General features: G+C 66.3%; 17 protein-coding genes, 1 tRNA gene and 5 pseudogenes. 9 read left to right on the top strand and 14 right to left on the bottom strand.

Annotated features, from left to right (window positions below; all coding sequences use genetic code 11):
* Positions 1–57: 57 nt before the first annotated feature.
* Together ABZO29_RS21295 and ABZO29_RS21300 are read left to right on the top strand one after the other, a co-directional pair.
* A complete protein-coding gene (locus ABZO29_RS21295; RefSeq protein WP_367321790.1) occupies positions 58–1,089 on the top strand; it encodes a Yip1 family protein in 1,032 nt (343 codons plus the stop codon).
* Positions 1,090–1,287: 198 nt separating this feature from the next.
* Entirely contained in the window at positions 1,288–1,587 is a 300-nt protein-coding gene (locus tag ABZO29_RS21300; protein ID WP_367321791.1) for a hypothetical protein, read from the top strand.
* Between the two features lie 25 nt (positions 1,588–1,612).
* Here the strand turns inward: ABZO29_RS21300 and ABZO29_RS21305 are convergent, their stop codons facing one another.
* Both ABZO29_RS21305 and dcd read right to left on the bottom strand, forming a co-directional pair.
* The gene (locus ABZO29_RS21305; protein WP_367321792.1) at positions 1,613–2,122 is read right to left on the bottom strand and encodes a phosphoribosyltransferase; all 510 of its coding nucleotides are present in this window, start codon (positions 2,120–2,122) and stop codon (positions 1,613–1,615) included.
* 29 nt (positions 2,123–2,151) lie between these two features.
* Positions 2,152–2,727: a dCTP deaminase gene (gene dcd, locus ABZO29_RS21310; protein WP_367321793.1), complete on the bottom strand. Its 576-nt coding sequence runs from the start codon at positions 2,725–2,727 to the stop codon at positions 2,152–2,154.
* A gap of 509 nt (positions 2,728–3,236) precedes the next feature.
* On the opposite strand from dcd, the gene ABZO29_RS21315 reads away from it, so the two are divergent.
* A tRNA-Gly gene (locus ABZO29_RS21315) sits at positions 3,237–3,310 on the top strand.
* 139 nt (positions 3,311–3,449) lie between these two features.
* On the opposite strand, the pseudogene ABZO29_RS21320 reads toward ABZO29_RS21315, so the two are convergent.
* From ABZO29_RS21320 to ABZO29_RS21355, 8 genes and pseudogenes are all read right to left on the bottom strand, one after another.
* Positions 3,450–4,564: pseudogene (locus tag ABZO29_RS21320) on the bottom strand (tyrosine-type recombinase/integrase); the annotation flags it as partial.
* Positions 4,564–4,776, bottom strand: a complete 213-nt coding sequence (locus ABZO29_RS21325; RefSeq protein WP_367321794.1) for an excisionase family DNA-binding protein — start codon at positions 4,774–4,776, stop codon at positions 4,564–4,566. The pseudogene ABZO29_RS21320 and the gene ABZO29_RS21325, both read right to left, overlap by 1 nt.
* Positions 4,773–6,073: pseudogene (locus tag ABZO29_RS21330) on the bottom strand (replication initiator). The gene ABZO29_RS21325 and the pseudogene ABZO29_RS21330 overlap by 4 nt, the downstream one beginning before the upstream one ends.
* 129 nt (positions 6,074–6,202) lie before the next feature.
* Entirely contained in the window at positions 6,203–6,448 is a 246-nt protein-coding gene (locus ABZO29_RS21335) for a SpdD protein (RefSeq protein WP_367326188.1), read from the bottom strand.
* Between the two features lie 17 nt (positions 6,449–6,465).
* A pseudogene (locus tag ABZO29_RS21340) lies at positions 6,466–6,661 on the bottom strand (hypothetical protein).
* A 9-nt stretch (positions 6,662–6,670) separates the two neighbouring features.
* Positions 6,671–6,862 (bottom strand): mobile element transfer protein, encoded by a 192-nt coding sequence (locus ABZO29_RS21345; protein ID WP_367321795.1) that lies wholly within the window; start codon positions 6,860–6,862, stop codon positions 6,671–6,673.
* Positions 6,862–7,062: a hypothetical protein gene (locus ABZO29_RS21350; protein WP_367321796.1), complete on the bottom strand. Its 201-nt coding sequence runs from the start codon at positions 7,060–7,062 to the stop codon at positions 6,862–6,864. Before ABZO29_RS21350 ends, ABZO29_RS21345 begins: the two co-directional genes overlap by 1 nt.
* A gap of 19 nt (positions 7,063–7,081) precedes the next feature.
* Positions 7,082–7,531: pseudogene (locus tag ABZO29_RS21355) on the bottom strand (DUF2637 domain-containing protein); the annotation flags it as partial.
* On the opposite strand from ABZO29_RS21355, the gene ABZO29_RS21360 reads away from it, so the two are divergent.
* On the top strand, positions 7,497–8,558 hold the full coding sequence (locus ABZO29_RS21360; protein WP_367321797.1) for a DUF1152 domain-containing protein: 1,062 nt from the start codon (positions 7,497–7,499) through the stop codon (positions 8,556–8,558). The pseudogene ABZO29_RS21355 and the gene ABZO29_RS21360 sit on opposite strands and share 35 nt — an antisense overlap.
* Before the next feature lie 17 nt (positions 8,559–8,575).
* On the opposite strand, the gene ABZO29_RS21365 is transcribed toward ABZO29_RS21360, so the two are convergent.
* Positions 8,576–8,959 (bottom strand): hypothetical protein, encoded by a 384-nt coding sequence (locus ABZO29_RS21365; RefSeq protein ID WP_367321798.1) that lies wholly within the window; start codon positions 8,957–8,959, stop codon positions 8,576–8,578.
* 799 nt (positions 8,960–9,758) lie between these two features.
* On the opposite strand from ABZO29_RS21365, the gene ABZO29_RS21370 reads away from it, so the two are divergent.
* Positions 9,759–9,977: a hypothetical protein gene (locus ABZO29_RS21370; protein WP_367321799.1), complete on the top strand. Its 219-nt coding sequence runs from the start codon at positions 9,759–9,761 to the stop codon at positions 9,975–9,977.
* A gap of 20 nt (positions 9,978–9,997) precedes the next feature.
* Here ABZO29_RS21370 and ABZO29_RS21375 read toward each other — a convergent pair.
* Positions 9,998–11,781: pseudogene (locus tag ABZO29_RS21375) on the bottom strand (IS481 family transposase).
* A gap of 654 nt (positions 11,782–12,435) precedes the next feature.
* Between ABZO29_RS21375 and ABZO29_RS21380 the strand changes: the two are divergent.
* Positions 12,436–13,656 (top strand): IS110 family transposase, encoded by a 1,221-nt coding sequence (locus ABZO29_RS21380; RefSeq protein WP_367321800.1) that lies wholly within the window; start codon positions 12,436–12,438, stop codon positions 13,654–13,656.
* Between the two features lie 391 nt (positions 13,657–14,047).
* The gene (locus ABZO29_RS21385; RefSeq protein WP_367321801.1) at positions 14,048–14,788 is read left to right on the top strand and encodes a hypothetical protein; all 741 of its coding nucleotides are present in this window, start codon (positions 14,048–14,050) and stop codon (positions 14,786–14,788) included.
* Positions 14,789–15,030: 242 nt separating this feature from the next.
* On the opposite strand, the gene ABZO29_RS21390 is transcribed toward ABZO29_RS21385, so the two are convergent.
* Positions 15,031–15,879, bottom strand: a complete 849-nt coding sequence (locus ABZO29_RS21390; protein ID WP_367321802.1) for a DUF6602 domain-containing protein — start codon at positions 15,877–15,879, stop codon at positions 15,031–15,033.
* A 303-nt stretch (positions 15,880–16,182) separates the two neighbouring features.
* Between ABZO29_RS21390 and ABZO29_RS21395 the strand changes: the two genes are divergently transcribed.
* Positions 16,183–16,809: a hypothetical protein gene (locus ABZO29_RS21395; protein WP_367321803.1), complete on the top strand. Its 627-nt coding sequence runs from the start codon at positions 16,183–16,185 to the stop codon at positions 16,807–16,809.
* 271 nt (positions 16,810–17,080) lie between these two features.
* Entirely contained in the window at positions 17,081–17,479 is a 399-nt protein-coding gene (locus ABZO29_RS21400; RefSeq protein WP_367321804.1) for a hypothetical protein, read from the top strand.
* Between the two features lie 160 nt (positions 17,480–17,639).
* On the opposite strand, the gene ABZO29_RS21405 is transcribed toward ABZO29_RS21400, so the two are convergent.
* A complete protein-coding gene (locus ABZO29_RS21405; RefSeq protein WP_367321805.1) occupies positions 17,640–17,990 on the bottom strand; it encodes a hypothetical protein in 351 nt (116 codons plus the stop codon).
* Positions 17,991–18,667: the final 677 nt, after the last annotated feature.

The following is an 18,667-nucleotide window of genomic DNA, read 5'->3' on the forward strand; positions in this document are numbered from 1 at the left end:
AGGCCCTGCACTTCTCCAACTGGGCCCCCTACGCGCCCCTTAGACATCCCGTAAGGGATGTCACAGCTCGGCAGCAAAGCCGGGCCCGGAAGGCCAGGCCCGGCCCACCGCTCCCCGGGACCAGGTACGTTCGAGAACGTGGCTGGATTCAGGATCGGACGCGGCGGCCGGGACGACCGCGCCCCGCAAGCGCGACCGCAACACCCCCCATACCGGCAGCAGGCGCCCCAGGGCCCGTCGCACGGCTACCCGCCCGCGCCTCAGCCGTACCCGCAGCAGCAACCGCAGTACCGGGGCGGGCAGCAGCCGCCCTACGGCGGTGGCGGCGGAGGCGGCGGGCGGTGGCCGCAGTCGAACGGCGGCGGTTACGGCGGCGAGCCGGAGTACTTCGGCGACGGCGGCGACCACCCGCCGGGGCACGGCGCCCCGGACCCGTACGCGGCCAACAATCCCGGCCACACCCAGGCCTTCTCCATCGACGAGCAGGCCCCCTACAACCAGGGCGGGACCTACCACGCCGGCTCGACGCCCCCGCCGGGCCCGATCGGCCCGCGCCTGCACTGGAAGGAACTGCTGCGCGGGATCGTCCTGGCCCCCAGCCAGACGTTCCTCCAGATGCGCGACTACGCGATGTGGGCCCCCGCCCTGATCGTGACGTTCCTCTACGGCCTGCTGGCGGTCTTCGGCTTCGACGGCGCGCGGGAAGAAGCGATCAACGCGACGCTCTCGAACGCGATACCGATCGTCCTGACGACGGCCGTCGCGATGGTGCTGAGCGCCTTCGTCCTGGGCGTGGTCACCCACACCCTGGCCCGCCAGCTCGGCGGCGACGGCGCGTGGCAGCCCACGGTGGGCCTCTCCATGCTGATCATGTCCATCACGGACGCCCCCCGCCTCGTCTTCGCCATGTTCTTCGGCGGCGACGCGACCTTCGTCCAGGGCCTGGGCTGGGCGACCTGGGTGGCGGCCGGAGCCCTCCTGACCATGATGGTCAGCCGCTCCCACGACCTGCCCTGGCCGAAGGCACTGGGCGCGTCGTCGATCCAGCTGATCGCGCTGCTGTCGATCGTGAAGCTGGGCACGTTCTAGAAGCTGGGCACGTTCCAGCGGCTTTCGCCGTACGACACGAGGGGCTCCCGGGTTCGCCCGGGAGCCCTTTGGTTCATGCCTCGGCTCTTGCGCCTCGGCTCTTGCGCCTCGGCTCGAACGGCGTACGAGGACAGGCGGCCGACGACGGAGGTCGCTCTACTGGGACGGGACGGAAAGCCGAACCGAGGAGGGATTCCCATGGCCGTTGTCTTGTCCTTGCGCTGGGCAGGGGTGACGCCCGAGCAGTACGACGCCGTGCGGGACGCGGTGGGCTGGGAGGAACAGGCACCGGAGGGTGCCGTCCTGCACGCGGCCTGGTTCGAGGGCGGCGCCCTGCACGTGATCGATGTGTGGAACGCCCAGACGGACTTCGAGCGCTTCTTCGCCGAGCGGCTCACGCCGGCGGTCAAGGAAGCCGGCATCACCGGTGAGCCCGAGGCCCGGTTCTCGCCCCTCCACCGGCGCTTCGTCGCACCTGGCGTCAGCGGAGCCGCCTGATCCCGCAGGTCAGCAGATCAGGAGGTCAGAGGGCTTCCTTGGACGGAGTGACCGGCTCGCCGGACCTGCGCACCGTAGGCAGCACACTCCACGGGAAGTTGATCCAGGCGTCCGTCCGGCTCCACACGTACTCGCACTTCACGAGCGAGTGGGACTTCTCGTAGATCACCGCGGTGCGCACCTCGGCGACGGTGTCGAGGCAGAAGTCGCGGACGAGTTTGAGCGTCTTGCCGGTGTCGGCGACGTCGTCGGTGATGAGGACCTTCTTGTCGGAGAAGTCGATGACGTTCGGGACGGGCGCGAGCATGACGGGCATGTCGAGGGTGGTGCCGACGCCCGTATAGAACTCCACGTTGACCAGGTGGATGTTCTTGCAGTCCAGGGCGTAGGCGATCCCGCCGGCGACGAAGACGCCCCCGCGGGCGATGCTGAGCACTATGTCGGGCTCGTACCCGTCGTCGGCGATGACCTGCGCAAGCTCGCGCACCGCGTCCCCGAACCGCTCGTAGGTCAGGTTCTCCCGTATGTCGCTCATGCCACCCGTCCCCGTGCCCCGGCGGTTGCTCAGACCTGCGTCCGATGGAAGTTGATGAAGGACCGGGAGGCGGTGGGCCCGCGCTGCCCCTGGTAGCGGGAGCCGTACCGCTCACTGCCGTACGGGAACTCGGCCGGCGAGCTCAGCCGGAACATGCACAGCTGGCCGATCTTCATGCCGGGCCAGAGCTTGATGGGCAGGGTGGCGAGGTTGGACAGCTCGAGCGTCACGTGCCCGGAGAAGCCGGGGTCGATGAAGCCGGCCGTGGAGTGGGTGACGAGCCCGAGCCGCCCGAGCGAGCTCTTCCCCTCGAGCCGCGAGGCAAGATCCTCGGGGAGCGTGATGACCTCGTACGTCGAGGCGAGGACGAACTCCCCGGGATGCAGGATGAACGGCTCGTCGCCCTCGGGCTCGACGAGCCGCGTGAGGTCCGGCTGCTCGACGGAGGGGTCGATGTGCGGGTACCGGTGGTTCTCGAACACCCGGAAGTAGCGGTCGAGGCGCACGTCGATACTCGACGGCTGCACCATGGATTCGTCGTAGGGATCGATCACGACCCGCCCGGCGTCGATCTCGGCCCGGATGTCCTTGTCTGAGAGAAGCACGCCCCGAGGATACGCAAGGCGCGCGGACCCGCCACAATCGCGACGGCTCCGCGCGCCAGCCACCTGCTGCTGTCCGTCCCTACCGCTTCTCGAGGGTCACCGGCACCACACTGCGGAGCCGGGCACACCGAGGACACCGGACGAGACGTCCGGGGCCGAGTCGCTCGGCCTGCTGCATCGGGAACGAAGCGGTGCTGAACACGTGCCCATCGGCACAGCGGACGACGGTGCGTTCCATCAAGTCCAAGAGTCCCTTCCCCAAGAGCCGCGTCTGGCTGCTGCTCGCCCGACGACGAAATCCACATTACGGGATGAAAGGGACGGCCCTCCAGGCGGCACTCCGACCTCTCCCGGACCCTCGCCCACCCCACACCGTACGCCCCAACTCCCGCCCCCCGCAGCCCCATCACTCCCCCGAAACACGGTCGGGCCCCACGGCGTCAGCGCCGGGGACCCGGGATGAGGTACACTGACCAGGCGATCGAACACCGGCCCAGCCGGCGTCTTACGCGGGTGTAGTTTAATGGTAGAACATCAGCTTCCCAAGCTGAGAGCGCGAGTTCGATTCTCGTCACCCGCTCCACGCGAAACCCCCAGGTCGGAGACCCGGGGGTTCTTTGTTGTCTAGACCGGTGTGCGGCGCGTGCACCACAACCGCACCATAAGGCCGCCGTCAACTGCCGGTGGGCTTCTCCTTGTGGTGCGCGGTCGCCGCTGTCGTGCTTCGCCCTCTCGGCACGAACCGTGTCGTCGAGCCCGGCCGCCACGTCACGCTGCCGCTCCTCGTCGGAGTGCTGATAGATCAGCGCGGCCTTCTCAGTGGACTGGCCCGCGCGAACCATCGTGTCCTTCAGGGTGGCCCCCGAGCGGGTCGAAAGAGTGTGTCCGGTATGACGAAGGTCGTAGAACCTGAACCCGTCCGGAAGACCGACGGCAGCGCGTGCACGCTTCCACTTCCGACCGAAGGAGGTCCGCCGAAACGGCGCGCCTTTCTCACCGACGAAGACCAGCCGCCAGGCCCCTTCTCTGAGAACCAGGCGAGATGCTGCTTCACCTCCTTGTGGAGAAAGCCTGGCAGGACGACGGCACGGACGCCCGCGTCCGACTTGGTCTCGCCCGGAGCCCGCTTGCCGTTTGTCCGCTCCGGCTCGGCCACATGGACACGGATCACCATGTTGTCGACGTCGACGTCCCGTCGGCGAAGGCCGGCCAGCTCTTCAGGCCGCATCGGACCGTACGCGCCGAGGTAGACCATCAAGCGCCAGCGAATACCGATCGCGTCGGCGAGTGCGTCGACCTGGGCGACGGTGGCGATCCGCCGCTCAGCAGCGGACTCCTTGCCTGCGCCCTTGATCCGGCACGGATTGCGGCTGATCAGTTCGTCGTCGACGGCTGTCTCAAGGATGCCCTTTAGGAGGCGGTAGGCCTTGACAACGGCGGTCTTGGCCTGCGTGGTGCGAAGCCGCTCGGCACGCCACTCACGGACGCGAGGGGCCGTGATCTCGTCGAGGTCGAGCGCGCCGAAGGTGGGAAGGATGTAGAGCCGCAGGAGATGCTTGTACAGGTCCTCGGTGCGAACGGCCAGCTCCCGCTCTTCGACCCACTTCTCGGCGTAGACACGGAAATTGACGGCCCCGGCATCGGGAGCGCGCCAGTCACCGCGGGTCAGGTCCGCCTCAACCTGGGACAGCCAGACCTCTGCATCCTTCTTGGTCTCGAAGGTCTCCTCCGCACGGATGCGCTCACCGTCGGGCCCGAGGTACGACGCCGTCCAACGGCCGGACCGATACTGCCGCACCGCGCCAAAGCGCCGACGCCTGCCTTTCTTGTTGGCCATCAGGCGGCCCTCCGGAGTCCACTACTACGGAGCCTGATCGGCTGGACCGTGCGCGCGGCGATGTACTCGTCCACGGCGCTCTGCGGGATGCGGACGTGTCGGCCGACCTTCACGTACCGGATGCGCCGCTCCTCGATCAGCCGCCGCGGGAAGCGGGCGGAGGTGCCGAGCAGCTCGGCGACCTCGTCGACGGACAGGTAGCGATCGGTCATGTGGTGGGCTCTCCTTCCGTTCCGGGGGCGGGTTCAAGTGAGGCGGTGAGCCACCTCTCGGCGGTGCTGAGGCCCGTTCCGGCGAACACCCAGTGGGCGAGCACGAGCGTGGTTTCGCCGTCCTGCGGGACGGTCGGTGTGGCTTGGGCACGCCGCCAGTCGGCACGGGCGTCACGGAGGGCACCGAGGGTCGTCGAGTAGCGGCGGGACTTGGTCGAGAAATGGCCGCGGAAGCCGAGCATGTGGGCCCAGGCCCGAAGGCGGAGGTCTGCCAGCTCGGGGCGAGCGCCGAGAGCCACGCGGTACGGATCATGCGCTGGGCATGATCGGTGATCCGAGCTTGCGCTAGCTCGGCCAGGAAGCGAATCGAGCGATCCAGGGTGCCCGTCGCCGTCTCGGCGCCCTTGGTGGCGTACTTGGCGATATACGCCGCTACGGCCCGCTCGGTCAGTTCCTGGCTGTCGTCGAAGTCCGCGGAACGGATCGGGCGAACGTCGAGCTGTCGGCCGAAGACGAAGATGTGGGCCCGGCCGTCGACATCCGGCCCGTTGACGCGCGCGGCGGTGGTAGCGGAGCGGATGGCGTCCGTCAGCAGCTCGGCCGACGCCCATGGCGGGGGTGTGGTGTCTGCGCCCTCCGGGCCGTCCAGGCGGATGACAGCGTGGAAGTGGACGGCACCGCGCTTCTGGTACTCGGCCACCTTCGCGAAGGAGATCCGAGCGTGATCGCGGAACTCTCGTTGGGTGAGGCCGGCGCGCTTGGCGACTTCCCGGCGGAGGTAGATGGAGAAGCGCCGCCACAGGGCACCGGCGTGTGCGTTCCAGAGGACGGCCGCTTCGTAGTCGTACGAGTCCGGGTCGAGTGGCGTGCCCAGCTTGGGATCCTGCTCGTCGTGGCGGATGCCGCAGCGGCAATCCCGGCCGCTGGAGGGGCGGTTGTGGACCGGCCCGAAGCTCGGGGCGGTGAAGGTGGCGAAGACGCGCGGGTGGGTTGCGACCTGTTCCGACGTGCCCTTGCCGCCGCGCAGTCCGGCGGTGATCAGGTGGTAGGTGTCGCGGCGGTACGTCTCGGCGCAGGCCGCACACCGCGTTGCACGGCGGTTGTTGCAGCGGACGAGGAGCTGACCTGCGGGGAGGGTGGCGGAGTCCAGGTGATGCAGGACTCGGCCGATCTCGCCGGTTGCCGTGTCGACTTCGTATTCGGTGCGGTGGCCGTCGAGGCGGACGGGGTGGGTACAGCCGCCCAGGCCGGAGAGTTGGCGAGCCAGCTCGGGCATGTTGCCGAGTGAGGCCAGCATGGAGAGTTCCGCCAGCGGGGGCGGAGTCTGCCGGGTGAAGATGGAAGTCCTTTCGGCTGTTTCAGCAGTTGGAAGGGACGGCCCCGGGGCGGCGGGATGCTTGGCGGCTTTTGCCGCCCCGGAGGCCGGTCAGCGCTTGTTGGCGCCGTTGAGCAGGGAGCGCAGGACTACGGCGGCGATGGCCACGGACACGGCCGATATGGCGATGGCCGCAAGGAGCGCGGTGAGGACGATGCCGACGACGACCAGGGCGGCGACCGTGGCCACATAAGGCGTGAGCGACCGGCCCGTGGAGGGCACCGGAGCCTGCACCTGGTGCTGGTTGGTGAGGGTCGTGGGAACGTTCGGAGCGTCGGGAAGCTGGGGGCGGAACAACACGGCGTGCCTCCTGGTCACTTGTCGGTGCCGTTGACGACGCCGACCCCCGGTGCGGGTGCCGGTCTCAATGGCGGGGGCGAGGAAGGTGTGCGAGAGCCAGAAGCCGAACAGCGCGATCACGACGGCGACCCAGAGCCGAACGCCGAGGAACTTGATCGCGGCCCAGGCAATGACGCCCAGGACGAAGACGAGCGGGAGCGAGACGGTCACGGGATCTCCTCAGCGGACGCGGCATCGGTGAGTGCGGGCGGCCAGCTCGGTGGCGGCTCGGCTCTCGTAGTCGGCGGAGAAGCCGCAGCGCGGAGCCGTGCAGACCGCGGCGTGTTTCTCGCGGCCCCGACCGTCGTAGTACGTGCCGACCTGGACGGGTCCGATCCGGACGACCCGGCGGAAGCGGGGGTTGGCGGGCATCAGGGCAGCTCCTTCGAGTCCTGGAGGTTTTCGCCGGTGAAGTCGGCGACGTGGTCGAGCAGCCACCGCCGGATCTCCTCGCCCTCGACGAAGTCCGCGGTGAGGATCACGGGTTCGGCGATGAGCATCGCTTCGGTGAGGCGGTGCTGGCGGGTCAGCTCGGCGGCGCGTTTCAGCGCACGGAGCGTGGTCGGGCGCATTTGCGGAAGTTGGTCCGGATCAAGCGAGTTGGGCGGCGATGGCTTCGGCGAGCGGCAGCGGGACGCCGAGCCGGGCGCGAAGCGTCAAGGCGTCGATGGGTGTTCCGGTCCGGGCCCGGTGTTCGTCGGCGACCTTGTGGGCGTGGGCGACGAGAGCGGGCGGCACGGGAGTTGTGGAGGGCAGAGCCAGTTGCGGTGCCGGTTCTGCGACGGGCGGTTGAGCCGTCTGAGCCGCTGTTTCGGGCTCTGCCGGTGCGCCGTGGGCGAGGAGCGTTCCGCCGAGGAAGGCGACGGCGGGCCATCCGGCGACGAGGATGCGCAGCCAGGCCGGTACGGCGTCGAGTGCGAGCAGTCCGGCCGTGGCGACGTTGGCGCCGAGGGACGCGGTCAGCGCCACGAGGAACCAGCACCACCCGGCCGCTTTCGACCCGCCGGTGCGCAGCCGCCGCCAGGCCGCCACCAACAGCAGGTACGCCGCCCTCTACGGCGACGACGACCAGGCGGTGATCCTCACGTATGCGTGGGACCGCTTGCTGATCGACCCGGTACCAGGCCCTCGAGGGACAGACGACTTCACCGGTCTCGAACCAATCATCCCAGCCGTCTGGAAAGTGCCGGGGGAAGCCCGCCCGATTGCTCCAGCCGGTTCCACGCTCCCCCGACTCGCAGCAGAGCTCCCGCACACGTTCGCGCTGATCGATCCGCGGCACGGCGCCCAGGGCGTCACACACGAACTCGAAGATCTCATCAGCCACTTGCAGCCAAGCTCGCTTGATCTCCTGGACGTAGGCGGAGATGTACTGGCGCGAGGAAACGAGCCAGCGCTGAAGAGCCCGCTTGCCGACGCCCTCACGCTGGCGGCGTGCGCCCAGGCGAACGCACCGATCCGACTGTTGATTGCAGGCCCCAGCCTGGACGGCGAACTTCCGCTCAAGGACTTGCACGGCATACTCGGCCCGCTTGTCCACACCTTCACGGCGAAGGACGTTGAGCCGGTCAGCTCGGTCCTGGAGTGGCACCCCTCCGAAGCAACCGGGATGCTCGCGGCGACGGCCCGAGGGGTACGAGACACGTGCGAGGTCCGGGATGCAGGACTTCCCATCCCCCTCACCGACGAGGGCCCGACGGTCCACGAAGTCGACCTGGACGAGGCGCTGAGCCGCAACGAACTGGCTCGCGCAGTCATGGCGACGACCACGCTGGACGAGGTGGAAGCACTGAGCCGCGAAATCTGTGGCTTCTCGGAGATCGACTACGAACGCAACAAGGCCCTTTGGCTCAAGGAGCAACCGCCGGCCAAGCTCGACGCCGAGTCAGTGCTGCCCCAGCTCGACCAGTTCGAGACCGAGGCCCGAAGCCGCGGAGTCACCCACACAACGTTCCGCCACCTCACCGAGGTCCTGCACCTCGACGGCTCACAGCTCGACGACTTGCGCCAACTCCTGATCCACAGCCGTCGAGAACAGTACACAGCGCCGCTGTGGCGAATCGCCTAGGAAGCTAGTTGTATTTGCTACTCGGCTGTCACAGCCATTGTGCCTTCGTAGGCGGTGCTCGCTGTGGTACCGATCGGGTGGTCGTTTATCACTGCTCCGTAACCGGCACCGGATGCGACGGTCATCGTCATCGTGGAGCGTGAGGCATCCAAACTTCCAACGATCTCAACGAAGGAACGGTTGCCGCCGATCGCCACTGAGTTGTTCCCTATGAAGTCCCATTGCGAGCCTGACACTGTAAACGTTCCTTGTACCGGAAGTAGGTCAGTTCGAAAACCCTCGGTTGACCACGCAAACGTACCGTCGGGATTGAACTGCCAGACCGAGTTGGACAGGTACTGCTGCTGCTGCTCAACCCATTGGGGCTTACCTTCTAGTTGCTTGAACTTGGTCAGCTGCACGACGCGAACTGTCACCGCCCCTGAGGGCTGCGAGAGAGTCGCGTGAGAGCCAATCAATGCGGTGCCGGTGTCGACCGTCGCGCCAGTGGCTGCAGGAGCGCCGATCACGACACCCGTGCACAGAAGCAAGCCGATACAGGGTCCAGCTCCATAACGCCGAAAGCGTCTTGGTTCGTGAAGTGCCATTGTTTTCCCCTCACAACTTGCGTGGGGCAAATCTGTTTCGACCGGTCTAGCGTTGCCGAACACAGCGTCCTGGCATTGCTTCCTCAACCTATCCGAAGCGGCCAGGAGTCAGTGCTCATGCCCTGAACTCGCCATCATGATACGGCCAAGGGGTTTCCTGGTCAGACCTGTCGCCGTACATAGATACCAAATCCATTATGCTCCGGCCTGTTCTCTCGTGTCGAACGGAGCCAGGACGGCAGGGCTTCGGCATAGCCAGCCGCTTGACCCATGGACGCAAGCCCCATACCGGGCCGCAACTCTGTCTTCGACGCGCCAGCGGCCTCCACGTCCATGACCACGTGGCTGCTCGACCACGCTCAACTCCACCAGCACGCCCCCTCACTGCACGCGCCGATCAGACGCGCACAGCCAAGCCGAGGCAAGCCGTGTTAAGCATCAGGTGAAGCCGCAGTGTCAACCATCAACCGAGACAGGACAGACCCACGCGACCGTGTCGAGTCTCAGTTGATGCTTGACGGGTTGGCGTCGGGTGATGCTTGACGTCTGCCCTAGACGATCAAGTGACGTAATTGCCTCCCTTCATAACCAGCGGTTCGGCATGCTTGCAGGTGTGAGCGCCTTCAGCAGCGACAAGGACCTGTCCGCCACCGACGTGACGGGCAATGGTGTGGAGGTGGATGTCGCTACCAACCTCCTCAACGGCACCGTCCGGCTGTCGCTGCTGTGGACGCAGGAAATCCATCTGACCCCCGATGATGCGGAACAGGTGGCCTTTGCTCTGCTGCGGGCAGCCGAACGGGGCCGTGGGCTGGGGCCCGCGCCAGCGTGAGGAGTCCGCCCGTCTGGTCATCACACGACCTTGCGGCGATGGTGCTCACCGGACTTCTGCACCACCAGGTCTTTGCGCGTGGTGCGGGGAACGGTGGTGATCAGGGCCTCGCCCTGGAAGATGCGGACCACGTCTTCGCCCAGGTGGACGGTGACGACCTGGTGGGCATAGCCACGGCCGAGCTGGATGCGCTGTCCGGCGACTATGAAGCCGTCGACACTGCTGACCGTCCGCTCGGCGATCTGCTCACCGGGCGGAGGCAGCAATGGTGACGGCCCGGCCGGACGGGCTCCTTGCAGACGGCCGCAGGCGGAGGCCGGCAGCGGGCTGGGCAAGGTGGCCTGCAGGACACGCTGCTCGTTCAGGACCTGGAGGACTCTGCCGTCCAGCCGCAGGGTGACCCGCTGCCCGGCGAACGGCCAGCCGATCAGCACCTTGTCGCCGCCCAGGCCGACGTAGCCGACCGCGTTGACTGTGCGGTCCACCTCCACCGCCCCACTCGTGTCCTTTGCTGGGCCGGGGTCGTCCGCCCATGACGCGGCGGGACGAGCGCCGCCGCCCGCCAGCAGGGCTTTGAGGTCCCGGCCGGACAGCTTCGAGGGCAGGGTTTTGTGCCGGCCGCCGCCGATGAGCACGTGCAGCCGGTTCACGTCGACCCGCAAGGTCACCGTGATGCCGGCCAGGGCCGGGCCGAACCAGATCTGCTGCCCGCGCAGGCTCAGGTTCCCCGACGCGGGAACCACCCGTTCCAGCTCGATCGCACCAACCTCCCCCTCCGCCATCGGCCAGACCATGGCGACCGGCTCGGGCGGAGGCTGCTCAGGCGGCGCTGGTGTCGGCGGCGTGAGCAGATCGAGGCGGGCGGGCAGGACCACCGGCAGCGCATTCTGCTCGGACCGCGGCTTGGGCACGAACCTGCTGGCCGGGACCGCCATGTCCAGGGCTTGATGCGGCCGCATCCGGTTGTAGTCCTCCAACCAGCCGTCCACCGCCGCCTGCGCGGCCACGACATCGGCGAACGGGTCGCAGTCATCAAGGAGTTCACGTCGCAACGTCTGATGGAACCGCTCGATCTTCCCCGTGGTGGTCGGAGACTGCGGCCGGGTGAGCCGGTGGGCTATGCCGTTCTCCCGGCAGATCCGGTCGAACATCGTCTCTCCCGGCTTGCCGGATCCGAACCGGGCGGTGAACTGCTTGCCGTTGTCCGTCAGCACCTCTTCGGGCACTCCGAACCGCATCAGCGCTTCCCCGAAGGCCAGACACACCGCTCGGCCAGTGGCTCGCTGCACCACCTTCGCGATCACCACGAACCGCGAGTGGTCGTCGATGCCAGTGACCATCTTGCACTCGCCGCCACCGGCCAGCAGCACGCCGCCGACGATGTCCATCTGCCACAGCTCCATCGCCGCCGACCGCTCCCACCTGCGGTAATCCGACCGGCGTCGCCTGCGCACCCCCGGCTCGATGAGCCCGTTGCGCACCAGCACCCGATAGACCGTCGCCCGCGAAGGCACCGGGGACAAACCCCGACGCTCCAGCTCGTGCACCAACCGACGCGGACCCCAGCCGGGATGCCGACGCCGAAGCTCACACACCACCGCCTCCACCTCCCCGGCGATCCGGTGCGGACACGAGGCCGGCCGAGCGACCGATCCGCCAACCCCGCCAGACCCGACTGCTCGTACTTGCGCACCCAGGAATGCACCGACTGCCGTGACACCCCATACCGGGCCGCGACCTGAGTGACCGGAACCCCCGCGGCGACCTCCATGACCGCGTGATACCGCTGCTCGACCACGCTCAACTCCACCAGCACGGCCACGGCCCTCCCTGCACGCGCCGATCAGACGCGCACAGCCAAGCCGAGGCAAGCGGTGTCAAGCATCAGGTGAAGCCACAACGTCAAGCATCAACCGAGACAAGACAAGACCCACGCGACCGACTGAGTAACAACCTTCTCTACGGGTTCAAGGCCCGCGCACGGCGCGGGCGCGCGCCGCCTCTGCGGCGCGGCCTGCCTCCTAATGGCGCGGTAAGACGATGGGCTTCTCATGCCGAGCGTCTTGGGCGGGTCTGTATGTGGTGATCCGTAATCGCTCCTGAGGCCTGACCTCTCAAGACAGAGTCGGCCCCCACGTGCCTGCTCGCCCATGTGCAGCATCGCGGGGGTGGCGGGGCCGGTCCGCGCTCATGCCTTCGTCCCGCGCGGACCGGCACCGCCACCCCCGCTCGCACACAAGCAGCGGCATCGTTGGCTCTCGTGGTCCAAGCCGCCGCCAGGGAACACCTCTCACCGCTCGGCGAACGCCCCAGTTCCGCAGCTGACCGAGACCCCTGACGGCCGCTGGGATTGCGAACGGCTAATCGGATGACGGGCCCGTGAGCCCTGCCATTAGGGAGACGCGCAACCCCGCCACGGCGACCACCACACCACCGGCACCCACCCAAGGACACCCCTATGACCAGCGTGTTCTGCGGCATCGACTGGGCCACCGACCACCACGACATCGCACTGCTCGACGAGGCCGGCACCCTCCTGGACAAGCTCCGCATCGACGACACCCCAGCCGGCCTGAGCCAGCTCCTTCAGCTGCTGGCCCAACACGGCGACAGCCCAGACAACCCGATCCCCGTCGCCATCGAGACCTCTCACGGCCTCCTGGTCGCCTGCTTACGCACCACCAGCAGACCCATCTACGTGATCAACCCGCTCACCGCCGCCCGCTACCGCGACCGCTACGCCCTCAGCCGCAAGAAGTCCGACCACCTCGACGCCAAGGTCCTGGCCCACATCCTGCGCACCGACCCCGCAGAACACCGCCCTCTGCCCGCAGACAGCCACCTTGCCCAGGCCGTCGCCGTCCTGGCCCGAGCCCAGCAGGACGCCGTCTGGGACCGCGTCCAGACCGGCAACCGCCTCCGCTCCCACCTGCGCCAGTACTTCCCCGGCTTCCTCACCGTCTTCAAGCACTTCCGCGAAGGCCTCGCCTCACCCGTCACCCGCACCCTGCTCGCCGCGGCCCCCACGCCCACCCAGGCCGCCCAGCTCACCCGCCCCCAACTGCGAGCCATCCTCAAAAAGGCCGGCCGCCAACGCGAGATCACCGGCGAAGTCGAACGCCTCCACACCTTGCTGCGCGAACCCCAGATGCAGCAACCGCCCCTGGTCGAGCAGGCCATGGGCACCAAAGCCCTTGCTCTGCTGCGGCAGTTCGACGCCGCCTGCACCAGCGCCGACGAGCTCGAAGCCGCCACCACAGCCGCCTTCACCACCCACCCAGACGCCGAAATCATCACCAGCTTCCCCGGCCTCGGCGCCCTCACCGGCGCCCGCATCCTGGCCGAACTCGGCGACGACCACACCCGTTTCCCCACCGCCCGCGCACTTAAGGCCTACGCCGGATCAGCCCCCATCACCAGATCCTCCGGACGCAAGACCACCGTCCTGGCCCGCCACATCAAGAACCAGCGCCTCGCCTCAGCCGGCTACATCTGGGCCTTCGCCGCCCTCACCGCATCCACCGGAGCCCGAGCCCACTACGACCGCCGCCGAGCGGCCGAAGAACGACACGTCGCAGCCCAACGCAACCTCTTCAACCGCCTACTCGGCTGCCTCCACCACTGCCTCACCCACCACATCCCCTACGACGAACAGACCGCCTTCCCCGACACGGCTTGACTGATCAACCGCATCGGATGTCTGTCTTCGCCCCGGCTGGCCGCGCCAGGCGGCGCGCTGGCGAGCTGCGGGCACGTAGTGGGAGACACCCTCCGTGGCTGGGGCGGTCGGTTCCATGGCTTTAGGCAGCCACTTTGGCGCGAGCCTCGAAGATCATGGCCCCCACGTCGCGCTTTACCGGGCAGGTCCACAGACTGCCCGACGCGCCGGAAGCTTACGGGGCCATGATCACTCACGCCAAGGCAGCTCCAGCCCAAAGCCGCTCCGCCGACCTCGTTCATACGTTTGGGCCGTTCGACCCCTTTCCAGGCGACGAGTGGCCTGGCAGTGTGAACAGGATTCTGGGTTCTCATCACTCGAAATCGATCAACATGGGCCGGGGGGAGGGACGATGGTCTCCGATAAACCGAGATCCTCCTACGGTGGTTCCAAAGAACCTAAACGCGAGCGTCCTATCGAGGGTACGGGGAGCGTCCAAGCGTTCTACATAAAGGGGGATAAGTTTTCAACTCGGATATCCGATTCCAGCAATCTGGGAATACTCCTCTCGGAATCCGCGCACCCCGAGGACTCCAGAGAGCGTTCCAACGAGTATGAGGAAAAGCCCATCCAGCGCGAGAATCGCGAACAAGGACCCGAGGGACGTGGTGAAGTCCGTCAAGAACAACTTGCGGTCGCCCGCGAGCACGCGGAGCGCGCGAAGGCGTCCCTCTCTGAGATGCGTAAGTGTATGGACGAGAACCCTGCGGCCTGGGAGGAGCTGGCACGGGAACCGGGTATGTCTCAGCAGTTCATCCCGCAGCTCAAGAGTTCCACGGACGATATCATGAGGGACATCGAACGCATAACCGGTGATGGATACGCGCCCACACCGCAAGATGGCCTCATCATGGTGACGACGGTGACCGCCGTGCGGGGAGACGTGGACACGGCGCAGCGAGTGGCCGCCGAATCGGGCAAGCCCCGGATTGCCAAGATAGTTGCGAAGATTAGGGCTCTCCTTGATCGGGCGGCGGAGTGGATCCAAAGTCTGATATCTCGACTGCTCACACCAAAGGAGTGGACAATCTCTGGAGGGATAACTTTCGCAGGCATGGCCAACGCCAGCATTTCGATCACGTTCGGAGAGTAATTCGTCGCCCTCGGTCGACATCCGATGCGTGGACTACACGCCTCCCCGAATTAGTACCTTGCTTGGCCATGCATCGACAGGGCGGTCTTCTCCTCAAAACACGGGTGTTGCTTGCCCCGTTGGGACGTCGTGGACCATCCGCGGACAGGCCCCACTCAACCACTCGCACACCTGGCCCTGACCAGCGACGTTTCCTGGGCCCGAAGCGGCCTCCGGAGCCGTGTGCCCGGACTGCTGCAGGGTTAGGGGTTCCCCGTAGGTTCACCGCCGGAAGCCGCTACGGGCGATGGCCAAGCTCGAGCAACGCGCCCCCACGTCTCATTTGGCATGTAATCAGTGATCTTCAGGGCTGACATCCAAGCCGTCACGAAGTGCATATTCAAGTGAGCAACAAGGGGCATCAGCATCTCCTGGGGTGTCGCTTCAATTGCAACAAGACCCGCCTTCGGTTCGGGAGAAACGTCAACATTATCGTTATGCGGACAGCACCAGTTAACGAAGCCCTTATTCAATACCCAGACACTATCGACCCGCAACTCGGGAGGCCGAGTCTCGGAAATATCTCTCAGCGCTTCAGCCAAGCTATCAATATTCGCTCCATCGTAGGCAAATATGATGCCTACTGTTGGCACGTAATGCCACGACCTACCATAGACCCATCGCGTCTGGCCAACCTTATCCCAGTGATAAGCCGTCTTCGGGAAGGCCTTTAGCCGCGCAATTTTCTCGCAAGCCGAGCGCAGCTCTTCACGGTCCAAGAACGACTTGACTTCGATCACCCCGTAGAGGCATTCGACAGGGACGATTCGATAATCCTCTTCATCCCAAAACGGGGGCGTACTGGGATCCATTATGAGAATGTCACATTGTCCGGACACTTCTCCATTCGTAGCAACTACCTCGCCACTGTGTTCTGCAATAACTGTGCGAGGCAGGTACTTCCGCAGAAAGGTACTCAAGAGTTGAGCTTCCCGGACGGTTCCCTTTGAACCTCGATGCTTAGCAATGCCACTTGCTTTAAAGTCAGCCAACATCCTGTCGGCAACGGACGCGAGGATCTTTGCGAGCGCGGAAGGCGGAGGATCAGACACGGCAACAGTGTGCCATCAAGACGGGGCGGCCCCTGTACATGCGAAGGCGCCCTCCCGGGCCTTCCTCGGGCCGTGGAAGGGCGCTCAACGATGACCAACGCCGACAACTGCCGACAGCTCGATAGCAGGTCAAGACGTTGATCGCTAAGGCGGCCGCAGGTCACGGCCAGCAGTGATCAGTTGTGGCTGCTCTGAGACAGAGGCGCCTGCGGCCGTGCAGTGGCCGGATCGCTCCCTTGTGAGCTCTTCGTGTGCGTGTCACACAGTTGAAAGGCGGGGTGATCTGGGGGAGGGGGACGCTGCATGTCCGTGTTTGGTGGCGATCCGGGCGCGCCGTCGGCCTGGGCGGTCGAGCGGTTCGGGCAGCAGGCCGGCAGACTCGCGGCCGCGGTTCCGATGCAACTGGCCAAGGCTCATGCGACAGCTCACGCCGCGCACCTCGCAGCTGGGCTGAAGAAGCGAAGCCCGTACGGTGTCACCCTGGCGGAGGCCGTGCGCGAGGGCCTGGCGGACCTGGCGCGCGAGCTGGACGAGTCCGTGCGGGAAGTACTGGGGTACGAGTACGCCGTGATCAACGATCACGCTCTCTTCCCCTTCAAGTACGCAGACAAGCCGAGGCCGCTCGATCGTGCTCGGTTGCCCGCCAAGGCTTCCTACACGCGACGCCGGATGTTCCGGGCGCACGGGCCGAAGGCACGGCCCGCGTTGTTCGACCTCGACGACGACCTGACAACAGAGGAGTACCTACAGCTCCACGAAGCCTTCGAGGAGCTGGGGGCCTCGACGCAACTCGTGTGCCTGTTCTTCACGGCCGACGTCGAGAGCGGCATCCACGCCATCTACTGGGGGCAAGCCCACCTCGAACCCGACCGCACCTTCGACTGGCTCCACAGCGAACAGCTCCCAGTCGCTACCCAACCGCTTGAGTGATCGGCGAGCCGTGACGGCGGCTCCGGTGCGAGGGCGAGCGGCCGATTCCTGGGCCGTCCCTGGGCCGTCCGCGGGCCCCCGAGGCCGACCAATGACGACCGACAGCGACAGTCGAGCTACCGCAGCGATCACTGAAACACCAGGTCAGAGCCGCTCGACCATACGGGTTTCCCCCAAGGGGTAGCCGTCCGGCAAGATGGGGTGTTGTCGCCAGTCGGCGCCCCCGGAAACGCCGCCGCATCGTCCGTGTCCCGTCGATAGGCTCGGCGCCGTGAGCAAAGACGCCCGTCTCATAGCAAACCATCGAGTCCACGTCGTACCCGCGGTCCTGGCTCTGGCCAATCCACCCTGGCAGCGGAACGTCTGGCTCGACCCATCGGCGTTCGAGAACCTGGACCACGTCGTCCACACGCTCTTTGACGACTTCTGTGACGCCGACGAGCCCGAGCGATTCCTCGGCGTCAGCCTGAGAACTGAGGAAGAGGTCACTCTCATGCGCGAGTTGGGCGTCGCGCTCAACGCCGCAGCGGCCCAGGCGTCCAACGACACGGACGAGGCGTATCTAAAGTCGCCCTCTTGGCCAGAGGTCGTTGCCGTCGCCGGGCGCCTCGCTCAGGTCATGGTCGCGAACGACCTGGAGGAACTCGCTGCGCTGTACGAGTCCACCTGAGCCCCGAAACTCGACATGAGCCGCAGCATTGAGCGTCTAACTGCGCGACAAAGCGGACGGACAGCGGCGGACACGCACGGACACCTACGGACCATCGCAGCGGTCTGATGCGCAGTGGCCCAAGGTCTGCAGCCCGCCCCAGTTGCTTCGGGACGAAAACTCAGTCATCCATGTCTTCTGGACCGACGTCGCGGAAGACAATTCTGTAGTCACCGCTCCGAACAAGGTCATCGACGACCTCGACCATCCCGGCTATGCCTCGATCGCGGACGATCAGTCCATCCCAGACGTAGAAGTATTTGTCGCCAAGGCATTCACCGGTCTGTCGCCAACGGTCCATGGTGCGGTGGACATTGTCCAGGGTGTAGATCGTCCCCGACCAGCGTTCCCCGTTGTCGAAGACCACCCACATGTCGACGTCATCGACCTCGTCGAGGGGTACCCCGCCATCGGGGACGAAGCAGATCTCATAGCCGTCACGTTGAACGCGGTAGAACGCCCCGTCCCACACCAGGTTGGCTCCCCACCACTTGGCCGCTCAAAGCGGATGTCAGCCCACCTGGCCGGCTCGAACAGGCTGGCCCCCTCCACAACGGGCCAGTGCTGCGGGTCTACAGCTGCCGGCAGACGCAGGCAGAGCGATCGTAGAGCAGCGTTGCGCGCCACCGCATTGCGGTTTCCTGCGAAGTCAGCCCCAGCCCGGGCCGTCCCTGGGCCGTGCGAGGTCGCCCGACGTCGACCGACAACGACGGAAGCTCACGGCATATGAACTGGTCAGAGTCGTGGGCTCCTTCAGCCTTGCTGGTCAGCCGGAGGGATGTTTAGTACGCCGGCTACTGATCACCCTTGGCGGCGCTTGACTCTCCCATTGAGACTGCGCCCACCTGTGCATCATGTTCCTGCTACAGCAGCTTCCTGATCCCCCTGCCACCGTGAAACCCGACAGGCCGTCAGCCACACTCGACAGAGGTGAACGAAAAGCCCACCTAGTCACGCAGGCTTCCCAGCGAGAGTGACGAGGTGGGCACGAACCTTCTGGAGGCTCAACATGAGTGTGACTCTGTCCCCGTGGGGTCTGTCAAACCCTGGTCTCAAACCGGGGGTGATCACAGTGGTCATCATCGTTGTGCTCACGTGGGGCGCAGCGGGGGAGGTGGTAAGTGCGTGCTCCGACATCCTCGGACTGGT

This window comes from Streptomyces sp. HUAS ZL42, assembly GCF_040782645.1.
In the GTDB taxonomy this organism is placed as follows: domain Bacteria; phylum Actinomycetota; class Actinomycetes; order Streptomycetales; family Streptomycetaceae; genus Streptomyces.